General features: G+C 42.7%; 16 protein-coding genes. 4 read left to right on the forward strand and 12 right to left on the reverse strand.

The window, feature by feature from the left end; all coding sequences use genetic code 11:
* Window positions 1–6: 6 nt before the first annotated feature.
* The 10 genes from EDD57_RS07465 to EDD57_RS07510 all read right to left on the reverse strand — a co-directional run bounded on the left by EDD57_RS07465 (window position 7) and on the right by EDD57_RS07510 (window position 12,965).
* Window positions 7–2,607 carry a type IV secretory system conjugative DNA transfer family protein gene (locus EDD57_RS07465; protein WP_131848832.1) on the reverse strand — a complete coding sequence of 867 codons (2,601 nt, stop codon included), beginning with the start codon at window positions 2,605–2,607 and terminating at the stop codon, window positions 7–9.
* Between the two features lie 74 nt (window positions 2,608–2,681).
* The gene (locus tag EDD57_RS07470; protein WP_131848833.1) at window positions 2,682–4,247 is read right to left on the reverse strand and encodes a CD3337/EF1877 family mobilome membrane protein; all 1,566 of its coding nucleotides are present in this window, start codon (window positions 4,245–4,247) and stop codon (window positions 2,682–2,684) included.
* Window positions 4,248–4,289: 42 nt separating this feature from the next.
* Window positions 4,290–6,800, reverse strand: coding sequence for an ATP-binding protein (locus EDD57_RS07475; RefSeq protein ID WP_131848834.1), 2,511 nt, complete (start codon window positions 6,798–6,800; stop codon window positions 4,290–4,292).
* Complete coding sequence (locus EDD57_RS07480; RefSeq protein WP_131848835.1) at window positions 6,772–7,191, reverse strand: TcpE family conjugal transfer membrane protein; 420 nt, start codon at window positions 7,189–7,191, stop codon at window positions 6,772–6,774. Before EDD57_RS07480 ends, EDD57_RS07475 begins: the two co-directional genes overlap by 29 nt.
* Window positions 7,192–7,195: 4 nt before the next feature.
* Window positions 7,196–7,465, reverse strand: coding sequence for a hypothetical protein (locus EDD57_RS07485; RefSeq protein ID WP_131848836.1), 270 nt, complete (start codon window positions 7,463–7,465; stop codon window positions 7,196–7,198).
* A gap of 1 nt (window position 7,466) precedes the next feature.
* A complete protein-coding gene (locus tag EDD57_RS07490) occupies window positions 7,467–8,366 on the reverse strand; it encodes a conjugal transfer protein (protein WP_131848837.1) in 900 nt (299 codons plus the stop codon).
* Between the two features lie 17 nt (window positions 8,367–8,383).
* Entirely contained in the window at window positions 8,384–9,004 is a 621-nt protein-coding gene (locus tag EDD57_RS07495; protein WP_243649483.1) for a class D sortase, read from the reverse strand.
* Window positions 9,001–9,723 carry a hypothetical protein gene (locus tag EDD57_RS07500; protein WP_131848839.1) on the reverse strand — a complete coding sequence of 241 codons (723 nt, stop codon included), beginning with the start codon at window positions 9,721–9,723 and terminating at the stop codon, window positions 9,001–9,003. The genes EDD57_RS07495 and EDD57_RS07500 overlap by 4 nt, the downstream gene beginning before the upstream one ends.
* A gap of 421 nt (window positions 9,724–10,144) precedes the next feature.
* Window positions 10,145–11,287 (reverse strand): radical SAM/CxCxxxxC motif protein YfkAB, encoded by a 1,143-nt coding sequence (gene yfkAB / locus EDD57_RS07505; protein WP_131848840.1) that lies wholly within the window; start codon window positions 11,285–11,287, stop codon window positions 10,145–10,147.
* Window positions 11,288–11,357: 70 nt separating this feature from the next.
* The gene (locus EDD57_RS07510) at window positions 11,358–12,965 is read right to left on the reverse strand and encodes an ABC-F family ATP-binding cassette domain-containing protein (protein WP_131848859.1); all 1,608 of its coding nucleotides are present in this window, start codon (window positions 12,963–12,965) and stop codon (window positions 11,358–11,360) included.
* A gap of 506 nt (window positions 12,966–13,471) precedes the next feature.
* On the opposite strand from EDD57_RS07510, the gene EDD57_RS14955 reads away from it, so the two are divergent.
* From EDD57_RS14955 to EDD57_RS07530, 4 genes are all read left to right on the forward strand, one after another.
* On the forward strand, window positions 13,472–15,748 hold the full coding sequence (locus tag EDD57_RS14955; protein WP_131848841.1) for an alpha-helical endospore appendage domain-containing protein: 2,277 nt from the start codon (window positions 13,472–13,474) through the stop codon (window positions 15,746–15,748).
* Between the two features lie 149 nt (window positions 15,749–15,897).
* Entirely contained in the window at window positions 15,898–16,326 is a 429-nt protein-coding gene (locus EDD57_RS07520) for a DUF2621 family protein (RefSeq protein WP_131848842.1), read from the forward strand.
* 192 nt (window positions 16,327–16,518) lie between these two features.
* Entirely contained in the window at window positions 16,519–16,725 is a 207-nt protein-coding gene (locus EDD57_RS07525) for a cold shock domain-containing protein (protein WP_072333201.1), read from the forward strand.
* A gap of 212 nt (window positions 16,726–16,937) precedes the next feature.
* Window positions 16,938–17,324, forward strand: a complete 387-nt coding sequence (locus EDD57_RS07530) for a hypothetical protein (protein ID WP_131848843.1) — start codon at window positions 16,938–16,940, stop codon at window positions 17,322–17,324.
* A gap of 77 nt (window positions 17,325–17,401) precedes the next feature.
* Here the strand turns inward: EDD57_RS07530 and EDD57_RS07535 are convergent, their stop codons facing one another.
* Together EDD57_RS07535 and EDD57_RS07540 are read right to left on the reverse strand one after the other, a co-directional pair.
* On the reverse strand, window positions 17,402–17,695 hold the full coding sequence (locus EDD57_RS07535) for a YunC family protein (protein WP_424205581.1): 294 nt from the start codon (window positions 17,693–17,695) through the stop codon (window positions 17,402–17,404).
* Window positions 17,696–17,790: 95 nt separating this feature from the next.
* Window positions 17,791–18,051 (reverse strand): DUF6154 family protein, encoded by a 261-nt coding sequence (locus tag EDD57_RS07540; protein WP_131848845.1) that lies wholly within the window; start codon window positions 18,049–18,051, stop codon window positions 17,791–17,793.
* Between the last annotated feature and the right edge of the window lie 36 nt (window positions 18,052–18,087).

An 18,087-nucleotide genomic window follows, 5' to 3' on the forward strand; every position in this document is an offset into this window, starting at 1 on the left:
ACAGATTTAATCATGGATGTTGTAGTTTTCGGTCATATATTCAGCAATTTGGGGATCAATCTCTTCAATAGGGCGAGCTTCAGCAGATTGCCTCATTATTTCTAGCCCCCAATCCAATCCCCATCTCCTGGCGAACCCGATTTCCTCTGTACGGTGATCAGCTACTTTTCCATCTGGCAAATAAACAAATGGTCGATCATTTTCAACGACACATACTGTCGTGTGACTCCGTTGATTTTTCTTTGTCCGTAAATAAACGGCGACATTTCGCTCTTGTAGTCGTTCTAAGAAGGTTGTTTTGACCGATCCACGCGTCAAGCTTTCTACTTCATCAGCACCTTCATGTTGGGCACAGCTTAAGATCATCCCAATATTGCCTTTTATCGCCTGCATAAAATTCTCTTCATGAAATGAGTCAATATCTCTCGTAACAAGTCCGATCCCAAAATTATATTTGGCATCCTCTGATAATAGAGACGTAACAATGGGGATCTGAACGAGATGAGCCTCCTCCACTAACATGAGATGGAACCTAGCACTATAGTCACGTTGTCTGGAATATTGATGATAGAGATGAACGAGATGTCCAACTGTTATTTTCACCTCATTGTCTTGCATACCATATAGATCAAAAAACACGATATGGCCTTCATCCATTGCTTTCTTGTAATCAAACAGCGACTCTTTTTGTAGGAAGATTCTTCGCATAGTCGGATCTTGTAGTAAAGGATCAATTTGGGCTAAAATCGGCTCAATTTCCAAGTTCATCTGCTGATCAAATTTGGCCCAATATCTTTTTACATAAGGATCTTTACCGTTTTCAAGGACACTGTGACGAAACTTCTCGTTACGGAAAAAATCATCGATTCCTAGCACTGTGTGAGCCACATCGTCCTCTAGTAAACTATGAATCGCCATAGCTAGTAAACGGCGTGTGCGGGCTTGTAAGTCACCTGGAGTCTGCTTAAACAATAAAATGTCAGCGATCTGTTCCGCCAGCTCATTAACCGGAATATCAGGAATCGAGTGTAGTAAATTAAGCCCTACTACATGAGTGGTATCAGTGCTTAGATTAAAATGGTGTATCTTTTCCTTTGGAATATGGACTCCAGTTCCTTCTAAATAACGCAAGCGATTTTCAATAATCGCAATAATTTCTCTAGCGGGATCGATAATGGTAAAGCCCGGAGCATCTGGATTTTGAATCCAATCATCGATCATGGATTGGATCATTTCAACTCCTGCGCTAGATTTACCCATCCCACTCGCTCCTGTTAAAAGGAAATGCCTACTAAGGTGCTCATGAGGAACTCTCACCTCTCGGGTGTAGAGAGGATGCTTCACTTTCCCAATCAATACCCCTTCCGTCCATTCATTTTCAGCTAGGGACCGTTGATTTTGAGAGATGTGTAATAGCTTTCCCCGAGGATCTTCATCATTTGGTTCAGGATCCTGGTAAATAAAATGATTGGCAGGTGGCAAGTGAAATAGATTGGCCATCTCTTCTCCCGACCAAATCATGAAGCTACCTGGTAGTGGAGCCGGGACTGGGTTCGCATCAGCCATTGGATTCCAACGAGATTGTAACCAGAATCGAATCGTACCATCATAATTCATCGTAGTGGTAATCGATTCCGCAGTCGATCGAATAACGGAAACTGCTTGTGGTGAATTGGACCAAATAGATAAACGCATTTTAAAGGGGAGTTCTCGTCCTGTTGTACGTTTGATGAGACTAATCTTTCTTTGCTTTTCTTCGGGATCCAAATCACTCATTTTTTTATCTTTCAAATCATCGTAGGCACCTTCAAATCTCTTTTCAAATCGGCTCCATTTTACAGGAGAAAATTGAAGATCGATAAAAGATCCTGGTCGTAAGCAGTTTAAGACATCTCCTAACATACTTGCCTTCTTCTGCTCGAGCGAAGCTAGCGGCAAGCCCTTTCTCTTTCCCCATTGATCGGTAAAGATCCCGCCTACTCCACCCCGTGTAGGTTGTGGAAATTGGCTTGGTTTCAGATCATGAATCTCCGCATTGGGATACGTACCACGAATCGTATCAATGACACTACTCTTTTTATCGAGTGGAAATGAAAGATATATGCCGATCTCACTACTACCAAGCGGCATAGCAAATCGTAATCGGAACCAAGGGGGTCCCCATAAAACGCGGTGACGGCGATGGCGATGCATCTCTCCAAAAGTACGAGTTAATACCGTTATCTTTTCAATATCCAAAACCGTATCGTCTGAAGGCAGAATCCGGATATACCTGGCTTGTAACTGGGCTTGTTGTCGGTAGTAACGGTACAAAATATACCCTCCAATAACCCATAGCACTGCCCCTACAGCCGCTACCACCAAACCCCAAAACAACACTTGTAGCGCAACGTCCCAGAGAGTCCCAGCTGTATCCACTACCACTTTTTTCGTCTCGTTTGCAACGGTTTGACCTGTTTTTCTTCCTTCTAGCGTTTCTTCCAGATAAGGCCAAACTTGTACTAAGAGCAAAAGAACGCCTACTGGTATGACCATATAGAACAATACAATCCTAGGAATTCCTTTGAGCTGATCATCGCCGCCTTTGGGCTCTTTTAGCCAACTCATACCACGTAATCCCACCTTTTTTGAATCAACTATCACATTGATCCATAATCTTTCGGGAACAAAGGATTCTACCACTATTTACGTCGAATTTTCCCAAGTCTAGTAGAAGTGTTTGAAGCATACTGATTGATCTTATTTAGCATGTTGCGCAAACCAGGGTCCGCAATCCCCTTGTCGGCCTTCCCAGAAAACGTTGTATTTAATACTCCATACAACTCTTTTCTCTTCCACATAACTCCTACCACTAAAATCAGCTGCATAATGATCGTCCATGAATACCCATAATCCTTAGGCGGAGTTAAGCGATAGAGGAAATTAGAGATTGTAAGCAAGATACTCAGAAAGACGCCTAATATGATTTTTATTAATTGATATCCTAAAAATGTTTTTAGCCAATTGGTTGCAATACTCGACCATGCAGGATAGAGTGCTAAGAGCAACGCAATTGGAGCAAATAACGCAAAAATGATAAAGAAAAATTGATAGAGAATAACTGCCCCTGCTGTTAAAAAGAACACAATTCCAATTACAAAGTGGGTAATGCCGAGTAGCAATAGAATGCTGAGTCGTTGGAATGTGCCTTTGGTTGTCATCATGATATTAGGCGGATTTCCATCTGTCCCGATTACCTCTTGTTTGACAACTTGTTTCCTGGCTTCACTACCAGGTTTTTGGCTTAGTAACTTCTTGGCTCTAGCATAATTAACAGCATCGGAACCGTCCACATTGCCATATTGAAGCATCAAGTAGGGTTCATAAATGAGTAGGTGATACACTTGATCTGCTAAACGAAATGGATAGGTAACAGGAGAAGCTTTTACTTCATTCGAGTTTTGTGGTTTCCCAGCACCATCTCGAATCCCACCTACTACGTCATCTTCAGAACTTCCTTCACCGGTTCCCACATCACCTAGATTTAACGAAATCCCCATCAACTCGGTACTGATTCCACTACTAATCGCATTTAGATCTTTCATGATCCCACCCGCATTCGCGAAGAAAGCTAATGATGCCATGAAGATCACCATCATCGTAATAATACTGGAAACAGCATTTGTCTGATCTCGTTTATACAAACCTCTGTATGCAAACCAAGCTCCTGAAATGACGATGACAAAGAGGATAAATCCACCCCATAATCCCTTGCCCGCTACGATGGTAGTTCCATTAAAGCCAGCAAATTGTTGAATCGTCTTCTCAACCGTTTCAGCAAACTCATTTACAATATCTAATGAAAATGCGCTCTGGATGGCCGAAATGACCGTAAAATCCCAGCTGAGGATTACCTGCCAGATCGTATTATCTAGTTGATACAAGGTGTAATGCCCGATGTTTTCAGCCTTTTCGGCTATATCCCACCAGTTTTGGCCGTCCGCTTCAAACTCCAACGTGTACCGGCTCGAATCATATCGGGCATAGTTTACTTCATAACCCGCTTCTTTGGATTTCTTGATCTTTTCTTCTGGGAATCTAGTAAAAACATCAAACAACATATTGTTGCCTTCTGTGCTTTGTGTTTGAACTTCCCCTGCAGGTATGGAGCTTTCTTGCCCTGTTTCTGCATAGACCAGATCACGACTACATATGAGGCAGATAAACAGGAGGATGAAGCTCATGGGTAGCCATCTTTTTTTGTTCATCCACTTTACTCCTTTTTTCGTTTCCCCGAACCACACGAATGTTTAAGAGGTACCAGTCCGCCTGGTGATCCGTTCAATGGTAATTCCTGTCTGTGGCTTCTTATTGGAGCCTGGTCTGGTGTCGAATGCATGAAAAATTCGTTCCTCTACAATTTGAATCTCTAATTCATTGACACGTTTTTCAAGATCAGATAGCAAGCACATTCCGGTTGGTAGATTACGAATTCTCTCCACGTTGTAATCGTTTGCCTCGATTCCTAAGATATCGCAAGCGGCTTCCGCTTCTCGCTGGTCACGACATCGAAAAACAAATCGACAACCTAAATTGGAGCGGATCTCTTCCCCTAGTAAATCCTTTGCATTTTGGCTAATCAGATAGATAGCGGCATTTTTACTTCTACCTGTACGGACTAGCTCCTCTAAAATCGCTCTTCCTTCACGAACCTTCGCTAATCTCCAAGATTCATCAAAAAGAACCAGTTTAAAGCCATCACCTGTCTGATGAGAGAATCTCCGCGAGAAATCCGAGATGGCCATCAACAGGGCAATGCCCATACGACCAAAATCCGTTTGACTCTCTTCTGGTAGCTGCAGATCTTCAATTTGCAGGATGGTTAGCGGTTTCGACAAGTCGATTGCCTCTTGACTACCATCACCAAACAAAAGCTGTCCTTGGCCCGATGTCGCTAAATATTGGAGAACATCTACCATCTCTCCTAAACTCTCTTGTCGTTTCTCAGGTGCTAGTTTATTCGATTCCATCAAAGCTTCAAGTACAGCGGTCATTGATGGCTTAGAATTATTTTGTATAACGGTATCTACCGCTTTTCCGATCGAAATCGCTTCATAGGTGCCATCAGACGCTCTTGATAAAAATTGGAGAATTCGCTTGGCCGTTTCAGCCGATGCAGTTAACTCAGCTGGATTATGAGCTCCTGATAAAGGATCCAACTTCCCTCCATCCTCCACACTCGCTCGTAGTGTAACGACCCGAGAGATTGGCTTTAATTCAGGTAATAAATCTGGCCAATGTCCACGCTCATCTTTTGGGTCAAAAATTAATACTTTTGATCCATTTAAAAGTGCTTGGTAGGCCAATAAGTTTGCCCCCAGTGACTTCCCCGCTCCAAGCGACCCAATAAAAGCCGCTGAAGCAGTTGTGCTTAACCTGGGATCTTTAGGCCCGCGATCATGCTGGAAAAACACCGGCAGATTTTGTGACATCCCGATAAAATGCCCTTGGCCATCCCCCAATTGGCGGGTTGCACCAAACATCCCTGCCCCTACAGCAGTGGGATCCATGTGGTGAATATAATCCGTAATATAACGCTTCGAGCCTGGTAAAAACTCATTAAATGCCCGCCACTGGTCTCCGTAGGGAACTTCAATTTGAACCATCATGTCGCTATACAAATCTTTGATGAGTTGAATTCGCATATGTAACTCTTCAACCGTAGTAGCAGAGACACATAAGATGATGGACGTTGTTAATAATGGAAACTTGTCCGTTCGCAGATTGTTCTCTAACTCTAGCGCTTCTTGGCGACTGTTTAAGATATGGAAAGAAGTATCCTCTCCACTTTCAGACGCATGCTCATCTTCTGCTTTTAGCTCTTTTTTCTTATTTTGAACTTGAGCGAGTGCCTTACTATACTCAATGGTTTCTGTTCTAACGGAGGCTTCAACAGGAAACGAGAGCTTTTGTAACTGATACAACCACTCAGTCCCAGGAAACGGAGCTTTATCTGGAATATGTGAAATGGTCAAAAAAGCCATATATCCTTTTCGAGATACTCCTTGAATAAATTGCTCTACTTCCAAGCGACGCCCCGCAGTAGCAGTAAACGATCCTTCTGCTAGCGTTAGTACATCACGTCCAGGACGAAGTGCTTTCTTTCCTTGTATGTGAACAGGAGTAGCTTCTGGTTTCCAATTTTTTCGTTTGGGAGTCCTAGCTATTCCTCGATAAAAACTGCGTCTAATCAGCCACTCAAAATCTTCGGTCGTCACTCTTCGCACACGAAAACAGCTATTGATTCGAGAATAAAACAACTCTTCCTGAGTCCGATATGTTTGGATCTCTTCTTCGAAAATTTCAGGAATCCCTGTTCCGGAACGAGCTAGCAAATATCGCTTAAAATCCTTCCATACATATGCGAGATCTGAAAAAATAGAACCGTTTTTCACTTGGTTTTCCTTTAGCTTAATTCCTAAATAGAAGCGATGCGAATGCACACCTTTCCCGGATAAGTGGTCCATGCTAGCTTCAATAAATCCAGCGCCCGCTTTCCCGAGATCGGGAGATAGCTGACTACGGAGCCCGGCTCGATGTTCTTCTAAACTGTGAAATTCAGGAACGACGAGTGCATGCGTATCAGCTTGTATATTCCAGTAGAGGGTCTCCAGATTCCCCAGAAGATCCAACTGCTCATCCACCGAGCGAAAATCGTAGTTAAAAGGTTGCAATTCATAATAAGCAGAGACGGTTCCATCTATGCCAAAAATTAGATTCTGCTCAAAGTACTTAATCGGAAAGGGGATGTTTGGCATCATCCGTCACCTCCTCATGTCTGCGATATACAACCGTACCTGTGTAGTGGTATATAGCCTTTTTTTCAACTGGAATTTCTTGATATCTAGCAAAGTACTTAGGCTGTGAACGGTACTCAAGAAAGCGAATCAAAAATCGATGAGGTGCTTTACCATCTAGCGTTTTTCTTGTAAAAAACCATGCTACTAAGAGAGGGATGCCGATAAACTTAATCAGATAGTAATCGACCCAACTAAACGGGGGAATTTCATTTAGTAGAAACATGAAGAATAAAGTTCCCGCAAAAAAAGCTAACTGTCGATACGAAACCGGAATAGGTAATTGAATCCCTTGGACAGAATAAACGGTCTTCTCAATGCGAAACACCTGGTTGTAAACTCGAATTTGTTTCATGGCATCACTTCAAAAACGCTTCAAATAGCCATGAAAACCCATTTTCACCCAAGGATTGCACCAATTCTGGTTTGAAAACAAATACGCTGACGAACATAGCAAACAAAGCGAATCCTAAAAATGCGGTAAATGCACGCTTCCAAAATAGAGTAACACTTACAAAAATAACGATTAGTAAAAAAACGGATCCGATCTCTGCGCCTAAAGATTTCTCTAATTTAGCAGCAGGAGTATCAGCTAAAAAAATAGCTAATGGATATAAAACATCATTCATACTACCTCACTCCTTGCTTCATATTTGTTACATAAAAACGGTCGCCTTCCTTCACTACTGATAGAGAGTATTGATAGGATAGCTGGCCTCCACTAGGTAAGTCAGTAAACGACACATCACATTTCACTTCTAGTTTTCCTTGCTTCTTGGTAACAGCCACATTTTTTACATCAGACAAGCCAACTAAACCAGTCAATCCCTTTGAAATGACATTCTTTTCTTTTTCATAGTAGCCAATTTCATTAGCAGTCCCTGTGGTATACACCTTCCAAAACGTCTTTAAGAAATTCTCAACTTGGACTCGTTCTGCATCTGAAACCGCTTCTCCCGGTTCGGATTTCATCTCAGGTAGCTCTATTTTAGCGGGAACTGGTGGTGCCATTAAATAAGGCTTATCTACTACTAGGAAGGACTCACCTGATTTCTGAATCGTAACAGCTAGATAGCGGATGGCCCTGCGCTGATCACTTTCGTTTTTAGCATGGGTCAGAACAGTATCCACTGTGACGTATACCTTTTTCATCCCACCTTCACCATCTTCTATTCTCCATATTCCAACCGAACGAGGGAATGAATTATAGGTAGCATTCTTCATATCGATTCCCGCTTGCGGATCTACTGTGGAATGCAAATAAGGCTTCAATCGACTAGCACGAATCGTCTCATTTCCTTGATTCCACGTAAAATATTCCCGTACAAATTGGTCCACAAAAGCAGTCTCACTTAAAACGTCTCCCAATCCGTCCCCCTGCACTTCTTGTTTTGCCGCTGTTACGGTTCTTGGACTCGAAGGTACAATCCCAAACTGGATTAACCATACAGCTGTTGTACTGACTGCTGTATAGATCAATAGCAGCCAAAATCCAAATATCGCAAACTTCCGCTTCGCTAGTTGTGACATGGTCTTCCTCCTACTGATTAATCCGAATTGGTCAATCGCTTCGTTAAATGGGCTTCAATGATATACCGTTCTGGGGCAGGACCAATATATGAAAACGGATAACAAGTAGTAAGAGTGAGGACAGGCTTTTCCCTTGGAACGATAACGGTACGATCTAATGCATCTGTCTTCCACATCTTCTGAATCACATAGACAAATGTTTCACGAACGGTAACAACCCGCAATTCGTCACCTAGTTGCATTTTCCCCATTTGCCTAAAAATGGTGTCACGGTGGCCAGATAATACTGCATTATCTGGTTCTCCTGGTAAGACACTTTTCGAATAGTGCCCCACTCCCCGCTCCAGTTCATCTTCATTTGTGCCTTCTATAATTGGCATCTTTGCTTCCAATCGAGGGATGACTAAATCCGCAAAATGCTCCCCTTTTTTAGGACGCTCAGTAGCAGGTACGGTACGCCATAAAACATCTTCCGATTTTTGTACATCCCCCTTCTCTGCTTGCCCAGAAGGGGGATGTACTTTATCCGCTGTTGTCTCTACTACTTGTAATTGAAGAATGTAACTCACACCTGAATAGCTTGCATAGCCAATCCCTGCTGTTAGAAAAAATATCGCAAGCCACTGATTCCATTTCACTGTGACTGAACCCTTCTTGTATAAAATAAATACCCACCAGCCAACAACGCTGTGGCCACCCCAACCATTACTCCTTCCACATCATGCCCGGCTGTTTGTGGGAGCTTTCCACCTTGTTCTGTCTTAGGTAGAGGGGCATTCGTACTTACAGCAGGAGCTGAGGTAGAAGCTTGTTTATTCACTTCTGAGGATGTAGATACTTGCTTTGGCTGTTTAGAAACTGCACGTTGTCTTTGATCTTCTTTTTTGGAAGAAGAGTTAATTTTTTCCTTGTTAAAGCTAACTAAGGGGGCACTCTCCTTCACTTTCGATTCATCTTGAGCACGTTCTACTTTCTTCTCATAAGTGGGAGTTGTTTGGTTTGATTTAGGTGGCGTGGAAGGTGCTACAGGAAGAATCTCCTTCGAATCAGCATTTGACCCTGAATCCTTTGGAGCCGTATTCCTTTCAAATGTGGAAACGCTAGGCTTCACTTCTGCTTGCTGGGAAGGTTTCGTACTCCATGGAACTTGATCAATCGCTCCATCATCCATCGATAAAGACCCTTTCGCAAATGCGCTCCCCGCCCCCATAGTCAAGCCCGTCGCTACACAAAGTACTAACAAAGTTGTAAGAGATAACTGTTTTTTGGGAGGAGATAATGTAGTGGGCTCCAATAATCGATTTTTATCCTTATCAATTTGGAACATTCCCAAAACTAATTTCGGACCTTTATCCATCATTTAACCTCCTTCTAGTTGAACCAACAGAATACATCATTTTCACGTGTTCGCCACGGCACAATTTCTAGTTCTTTCCTTATCTTATTACAAATTAAATGTCTTTTTCAACAACTTTTCATATTTTTTGTAGTTTATTGACAACTCGTGTATCGCTTTACAACAATGGGATGGCGGCTTCGAAAAATGGAGAATTTTGTTGTTTTGTCTCCTTTCTATTAAAAAATGAATATTGCTTTATCTGAGGATTATTTTGGGCTTCAAGATAAAGAAACACTCCTTACATACATATGCTTCTATGTGTGTAAAGAGTGTTTTAAGGTGGGTGATGATAGCTATTGGGGCAATCCCAGGGTAGTTGTATCTGACCACAACTCAATAGTGAGCCTGCGAAGATGTGAAAAGCATGTCCGCTCCGTGCTTATACAATCTTCACTAATCCTTCAGCACTGCGTTTGGTAAAATCCCAGTTATTATAGTAGGCATTCGCTACTAGGATATTAGGACCTGTACATTTGGCTTGTTCGCAGTAGCAATGATACTTTTTCGCTAATGGATGTTGTAGCCATCGATCAAAGATATCTGATAATCGATCGTGGTGGATGTTTCCTAGGGATGGGACGTCTCCAAAGTCGGTTACGATGATATCTCCGGTAAACCCATTTACATTTAGACGGTTACGTCCATCGGGATCTTGGCGAACGGTGACATTGGGTGTTTCGTGTAACTGGGTGTAAAGGCCACGATGCTGGCGATCATCACTGCATGGGAAAAAGGGAAGGGTTCCAAATAAAATCCATGTATTCGGATCACGGACCTCTAGTAGACGATGAATGGCTTCTTCATACTGCTCTAATGAGATCAGATCCGCATGACGGGCAAAGTCGCTTGGATAAAGAGGATGAACCTCATGCCGTGCACATCCCATCTCTACCAGATCGTGATGCATTTGATCAATAAATTGAGAGGTAAAGGGACTTAATAAAGACTCCCCAGAGACAAACACACCCGCCTTGGCTAACGCCCGTGAGTTTTCTTTCATTCTCCCAAACAAGGTCTCAGCCGCTTTTATATCCACTTCTCTACCCATTTTTGCAAACACAATCCGGTGAAAATCATGTACATCTCTATAGTTGTATGAAATATGAAGAACATCTAAATCCTCAATCCAATCTTCATAACGCGATAGGGGTAGAGTAAGATTAGAATTCAGTTGTGTATAAATCCCTCTTGATTTTGCATATTTCAATAATGGTTGAATGGTTTCCTTGACCACTTTCGGACTCACAATCGGTTCCCCGCCCGTAATACTGATCGTTTGTAACGTATCAATCTCGTCTAGTCTCCGGATTAATAACTCGACTGGAATCGCAGCCCCTTCTCTTTCGACCAACTCTTCTCCCACCGCACAATGCTCACATCGTAAATTACATAAATTCGTTACCGTAAATTCAACACTTGTTAACTCGTAACGCCCTTTGGCCAGGCGGGTATGCCATGCATCCCAAGGGTCAAACTGAGGCGAAATACGGCTTTTGATTCGAAAGTTCTCGTGCTGTTCCATGGGTCTCTCCCTTTTTTTCTAATCAATATGAAAAACCAGCCCTCCATTCAGCTGGTTTCCCACAAGTTGGTTACTTATTTTTGCCTTCTGCAATCTTCATTTCTACATACTCATCATAGGTCATCTGTTTATCGAAGATCGTACCATCTGGTTTCACTTCAATAATACGATTCGCGATGGTTTGCACAAACTCATGGTCATGAGAGATAAATAAGATGGTTCCTTGGTAATTGATTAAGCCTTTATTAAGTGCAGTAATCGATTCCAAATCCAAATGGTTGGTTGGATCATCCATCAATAAAACATTGCCGCCCTTTAGCATCATCCGTGAGAGCATACAACGTACCTTTTCCCCTCCAGAGAGAACGCTTGGCTTTTTCAACACTTCATCACCTGAGAACAACATTCGACCTAGGAATCCGCGCAGATAAGTCTCTGTCTGATCTTTCGAGAAAGGACGCAACCAATCGACAAGGGATTCTTCATTTCCCTGGAAATAATTCGACACATCTTTTGGGAAATAGGCTTGGGTTGTCGTAATTCCCCATGTATACTCCCCAGCATCTGGTTCCATCTCACCCGCTAGAATTTCTAATAAGGCTGATTTCCCTACCTCATTTGTACCAACGAGTGCGATTTTATCTCCTTTATTGACAGTAAAGCGTACATCCTTCAATGCTGGCTCACCATCAATCGACTTACTAAGACCTTCTACACGTACTAAATCATTGCCCGCCTCACGCTCTTGTTCAAAATTAATAAATGGATAGCGACGAGAAGAAGGTTTGATATCTTCTAAGTTCAGCTTTTCAAGCATTTTCTTCCGTGAGGTAGCTTGCTTCGCTTTTGATTTATTAGAGCTAAATCGAGCAATAAAGTTTTCGAGGTCCTTTTTCTTTTCCTCTGCCTTTTTATTCTTCTCTTTAGCGAGTGCTAATGCCAATTGACTGGACTCATACCAAAAATCATAGTTACCCACGTAAAGTCTAACCTCAGCGAAATCAATATCAACTGTATGAGTACAGACCACATTTAAAAAGTGACGGTCATGACTTACGACAATAACGGTATTCTCAAAGTTTAGAAGGAAGTCTTCTAACCAACGAATCGCTTCTAAGTCCAAGTGGTTAGTAGGCTCATCAAGTAGTAAGATATCCGGTTTACCAAAAAGAGCTTGAGCTAACAACACTTTCACTTTTTGACCACCATCTAATTCGCTCATCTTCTTATAATGGAGATCATCTGAGACTCCGAGTCCAGATAGTAGGATGGCAGCATTTGACTCTGCTTCCCAACCGTTTAACTCAGCAAATTCACCTTCTAATTCAGCTGCACGCATGCCATCTTCTTCGGAAAAGTCAGCTTTTGCATAGAGAGCATCCTTTTCGCGGGTAATCTCAGATAGGCGAGCATGCCCCATAATAACGGTTTGCAATACTTCAAACTCTTCATATTGGAAATGATCTTGTTTTAAAACAGCAAGTCTTTCCCCTGGAGTAATGATTACATCCCCTGTATTCGCTTCAATTTCTCCAGCTAAAATCTTCAAAAAGGTAGATTTCCCAGCACCGTTGGCTCCAATTACTCCGTAGCAGTTGCCGGGAACAAACTTAACATTTACATCTTCAAAAAGCTTCCGTCCGCCAAAACGTAAGCCTACATTTTGCACCGTGATCATATCGCTAAATTCCTCCGTAACATCAAAATGATTCCAGTCTATTGTACCATGTTTCCTGCTTAACTCAATATTGGACAGGTGAATCAATCGCGCTGTTACAACGCACACCGACTTTTGCAACGAATCTGTTGCCATATGTCATATTTATCACCGTAACATTACACTTACATTACAAATAGACGAAACATGGGACATCTTCATCCTCACCATGTAGAATACAAGTATCAAATCCAAACGGACAATCTTTTAGGAGGAAACAGCAATGAGAGAAATGACTGGCTTATTAAACGGACTTTTACTAAGTATTCCAATGTGGAGCCTGATCGTTCTAGCTGTTCACTTCCTTTTTTAATAAATATATAAATGGAATCTCATAGAAAAAAAGCTCATCCTCCATTGATGAGCTTTTTTCTTTACGCAAAATAATATGAACACATTGCACACCACTGGGCACTTGCGAATAGTCTAGACAGAACAAATAGACGGATGCCTAGTGAGGTGTGGAGATGTCTCAAGCCAATATTCCTAATATCAGCCCTACGATCTCGATTACTCGAGACAATGCGATCAACCTGCTGTTAGCCTCGATTGCAATGGAGGAGATAGGGCTTAGTCATATTATCAATGCTGAGGGCGAGAAGATACAGTATGTCTTAGGAACCTTACCAGGAGTCACTTCTCCCCAACCTGCTACGATTAGTGACATACTCTTAATGAATAAAAGTGTTCGCAATACGATTCGAGAATTAGCAAAAAAAGAATGGGTTCTCCAAGAGAAGTTAGAGAGTGTCCTCCGTATAGCGGGTACCCCAAAGCCTAGATTCTGTATGCCTAGCGCTATTCGTACCAAAAGCACCACAAGACAAGTGGAATCAACCAAACCAACCAAATCCATAGAAGCGACAGAAGAAGCATGTGCAACAGACAGCAGTCAAATTCAAATTCAAACATCCATCCATTCAGATGGAGATGAAATTATTTCAATATCCTCTATAAAGAACATCGATTGTCCATCTGAACCCTCATCCCATAAAATCACACCCCATTCCGAAGCTTCAAGACTTGAAAAAACATATACAGATATCATGGAAACAACGAAAGAAACATGCATTAACGAGAAGACCGGCTCGATCAAGGACACGGACGACGACAAAATGCCAAAATCAACGACCACGGTAGGACCCCAAGGATTAGTAAGAACGACTCGATTATCAGGAGCTATCGGATCAATCTGGACCCAACTAGTCAGACCGAAGATGGTACCTGGGATATCGGAGGTATTGGGTGCAATCGGACCACCGGGTCCCCAAGGATCGGCGGGAACCAAGGGAGTAACAGGGCCTCAAGGACCTGCTGGACCCCAAGGGCCACCGGGTCCCACTACATCCGGTTCTCTCACTGGATCCACTGGGCCGCCCGGAGTAATCGGCTCGCCAGGCAACACTGGACCAACCGGACCTCAAGGGCCGCCGGGTCCCACTACATCCGGTTCTGCCATTGGCTCAACTGGACCCACTGGAGAAAGAGGTGCTCCTGGAAACACCGGATCCACTGGACCTCAAGGGCCTGCCGGACCCATTTCTGCCACTGGTGCAACTGGGCCGCCGGGAGAAATGGGAACTCCTGGGAGCAAAGGAGCAACTGGACCTCAAGGGCCTGCCGGACCGACTGGACCGACCGGACCGACTGGAGAAAGGGGGACTCCTGGGAACAAGGGAGAGCCTGGACCTCAAGGACCTGCCGGACCCACTGGAGATACTTCTCCCACTGGCGCAACAGGAGCAACTGGTCCACCCGGTCCCCAAGGACCTGCTGGACCACCGGGATCTGCCTCTTTCAGAGGTGCAACTGGACCCACTGGGCCTTCTGATGCCCCCTTATCAACCATATATGTCAGCAATTCTGACAGCAATAATGTCTCCATCATCGACAGAATGACCCACATGATCGTCTCAACGGTACCCGTGGGCAATAACCCCAAAGGAGTAGCAGTCAACACCACCACTAATCGGATCTATGTAGCCAATTTTGACGATAGCACCGTCTCTGCCATTGATGGAAATACTCATACAGTTGTCTCCACGTTTACAGTAGGAGTAGATCTATCCGTACTAAGCGTCGACTCTGCTAGAAATCGAATCTACGGAATTACCCAATCAAAAAATAATCTCTATGTAATCGATGGCGTCACTTATACCGTATTTGTTATTGTTCCAGTAGGCACAGGCCCCGAAGGAGTGAGTGTGAATTCTGTTACGAACCGGATCTATGTAGCAAATGCCGTTGATAATAACGTCTCCGTCATTGATGGAATGACCTTTACTGTATCTACCGTAATTCCTGTAGGAAACAGCCCCACACACATGGGAGTAAACGAACTCTCCAATTGTATCTATGTTCTCAATAGTCTCGATGATACGATCTCTACAATAGATGGAAATTCCCACACGGTCCTCGCCACGATTCCAGTAGGAAGTATGTTATTTTTAGACAGCGGAACAGGGATTGGAGTGAACTCCCACACAAACTGTATTTATATAGCCAACGGGCTTGATAATAACGTCTCAGTTATCAGTGGGAACACCCATACCGTCGTCACCACCATTCCCGTAGGCAACAATCCAATCGGAATGAGCGTAGACCTCATTGCCAATCAGATCTTTGCAGTTAATAATGTAGATGACAATGTCTCTGTTCTCGATGGAAACTCACATCTGATCATCACCACCATTACCGTTGGTTCTGCTCCAACCTCAGTGGGAATGGGTGTAACCCGATCGTAAACTCCTTCAATAGATATATTGAACAACAACACTGGCTCTCCATAGTCATAGCCAGTGTTGTTTTTTTGCCTCTATGCCCGATATAATAAAGCCAGTAGACTAAACGTAAAACAAGTAAGAAGTTATTTAATTTAATAGAGGTGAGAACCGTGGTAGAATCCCTATGGCTCCAATGGGGCTACACCTTGTTTTGGGTAGCACTTTTTGGAGTTATGTGTATTGGCGGCTTTTTTATGTTCCGTAAATTTCTAAAACGATTACCCAAGCAAGATGGTCGTTCTGAGCTCGATTGGCAGGAACACTATATCAACGAAACACTACATCTCTGGACAGACGAAAAAAAAGCCCTCCTTCGGGATCTAGTTGCACCCGTTCCGGAATTATTCCGTGATATAGCCAAACAAAAAATCGCTGGCAAAATAGGTGAGATCGCCTTGGCTGAGAAAGCTGAGGAATTAAAAGAAGAATACATCATCCGTGGGTACATCCTAGCCACTCCCAAAAGAGATCACAAATGGCTAAAACAAACCTTACAAAAAAAACAGATCGATCTACAGCCGTATCAGCATTTGTTTTAAATCGCATTTTCTTTTTCTGCTTTTGTTGTTATTTTTCACGTTGTATGGTAGGATACGTGTATTACGTTAAAAAGTGGTTGGGAATCAAGTTTCACCTTGTGTGGCCTCTTGTACGTTGAAACAATAGGTTCATCAATAGGTTTAAACGCTTGACTGTTTGTCCGCTTTTTAATGAAGAAGGAGGCCCCAAGCATGAAGGGTAAAGTAAAATGGTTTAACGCTGATAAAGGTTATGGTTTCCTTGAGCGCGAAGACGGTGGCGATGTATTCGTACACTATAGCGCAATCCAAACCGAAGGTTTCAAAACTCTCGAAGAAGGCGAGCCAGTTGAGTTCGACATCGTTGAGGGAGACCGTGGTCCACAATCCGCTAACGTTCATCGTTTGAACGTTCGTTAATTCGGACTATAAGAAAAAGCACTCTCATGTTGAGGGTGCTTTTTCCTTTGTTTTCAAGGGTTTTCAAGATTACATAACAAAGCTTTATCGAGCTTATTATGGGGAAAAAGTGAATTTGCAACCAAATTGCAAACGAGGTGCAAACCGCTCCTGTATATGAACGAAACTTGTGGGAAATTATACTATCAATCATATATAGAGGCGGGATTGTTTTGAAGAAAAGATTGCTCCTTCTACTCCTCATGATATCTATCATCGGTATCATCGTGGGTTGCAACAGTACAAATGAACGTGTTATCTATCAAGAGAGACAAGCCAACAATACACTAAACGAGAAAAAAGAGATCTCAGATAAAGAAAAAATCGATCGCATCAACCAATATATCGGCATGATTGACTGGAAGACCTCCACTCCTGCAAGGACCAAGCCAGAGAATTTTCAACTCTGGTTCTCGAAAAACAAGAAAGAAGACGTACCCCTTGAGAAGAAATATTTCATCTGGTTTAACGAGAACTGGGAAGCAGAAATCACATTCGATACAAAATACGGTCTACTCCCTCATAAAGAATCCCTAGAACTAAAAAAGTTGTTACAGTAATCCCCCACGAAACAAAACAGAAAAGAGCTTTTTTGAACGACACTCGCCGCTCAAAAAAGCTCTTTTCTATATGCTTACTACATCATTCGTAGAAGTGCTTCTTCTCCCACCATACCAGCTGTGATTCCGAAATCCTCAGCTGTGTGAGTCACAGACTCAAGAGGTGCAGTCAGCAATTCGTCTAATGTCTTTACACCCACTGCCCGAGCTGCGATAATTTGACGATCACTTAACCGTTCATTTAATAAACCTACATCCAACGCGCCGCACATGATGTATCCTTTATCTGTGGTAATGACGAGAAGGGTTGTTTTGGGTAATTTCACTTCTATGCCCATCGCGACTGATTCACCAATATAGATTGGCTTCATTTGAATCAAATCAAACACCCCATTTACGGATCTATATCCTATTATATGTCGATCCCGCCCAAAGAGTGCTGATGAACATAAGTTCCCTATAAAAGTTAATGAATACGTGTTGGAATGGCGGGTACTGGCTTATACGGAGAAATTTTCCCATCTTGTACCATCTTCATTTTTAACATCTCCACCAGATAAATCCCCATCATCTGATTTACTTCTTCGTCACCCATATTTTGAATCAGTTGAATCATATTTTCACGTGATTGGTCTTCTAACAGATTTAGGACGATGGTAATCACATCATCTTCATCATCACAAAGCTGATCACGATAAAGTTCATAAATATCATTTACGAAACTCAAGAGGAGTCCTCCTTTTCATCTATCAAAAACATCTAT

Origin of the sequence: Baia soyae, from assembly GCF_004341445.1 — a bacterium.
GTDB classification, from domain to species: Bacteria; Bacillota; Bacilli; order Thermoactinomycetales; family Thermoactinomycetaceae; genus Baia; species Baia soyae.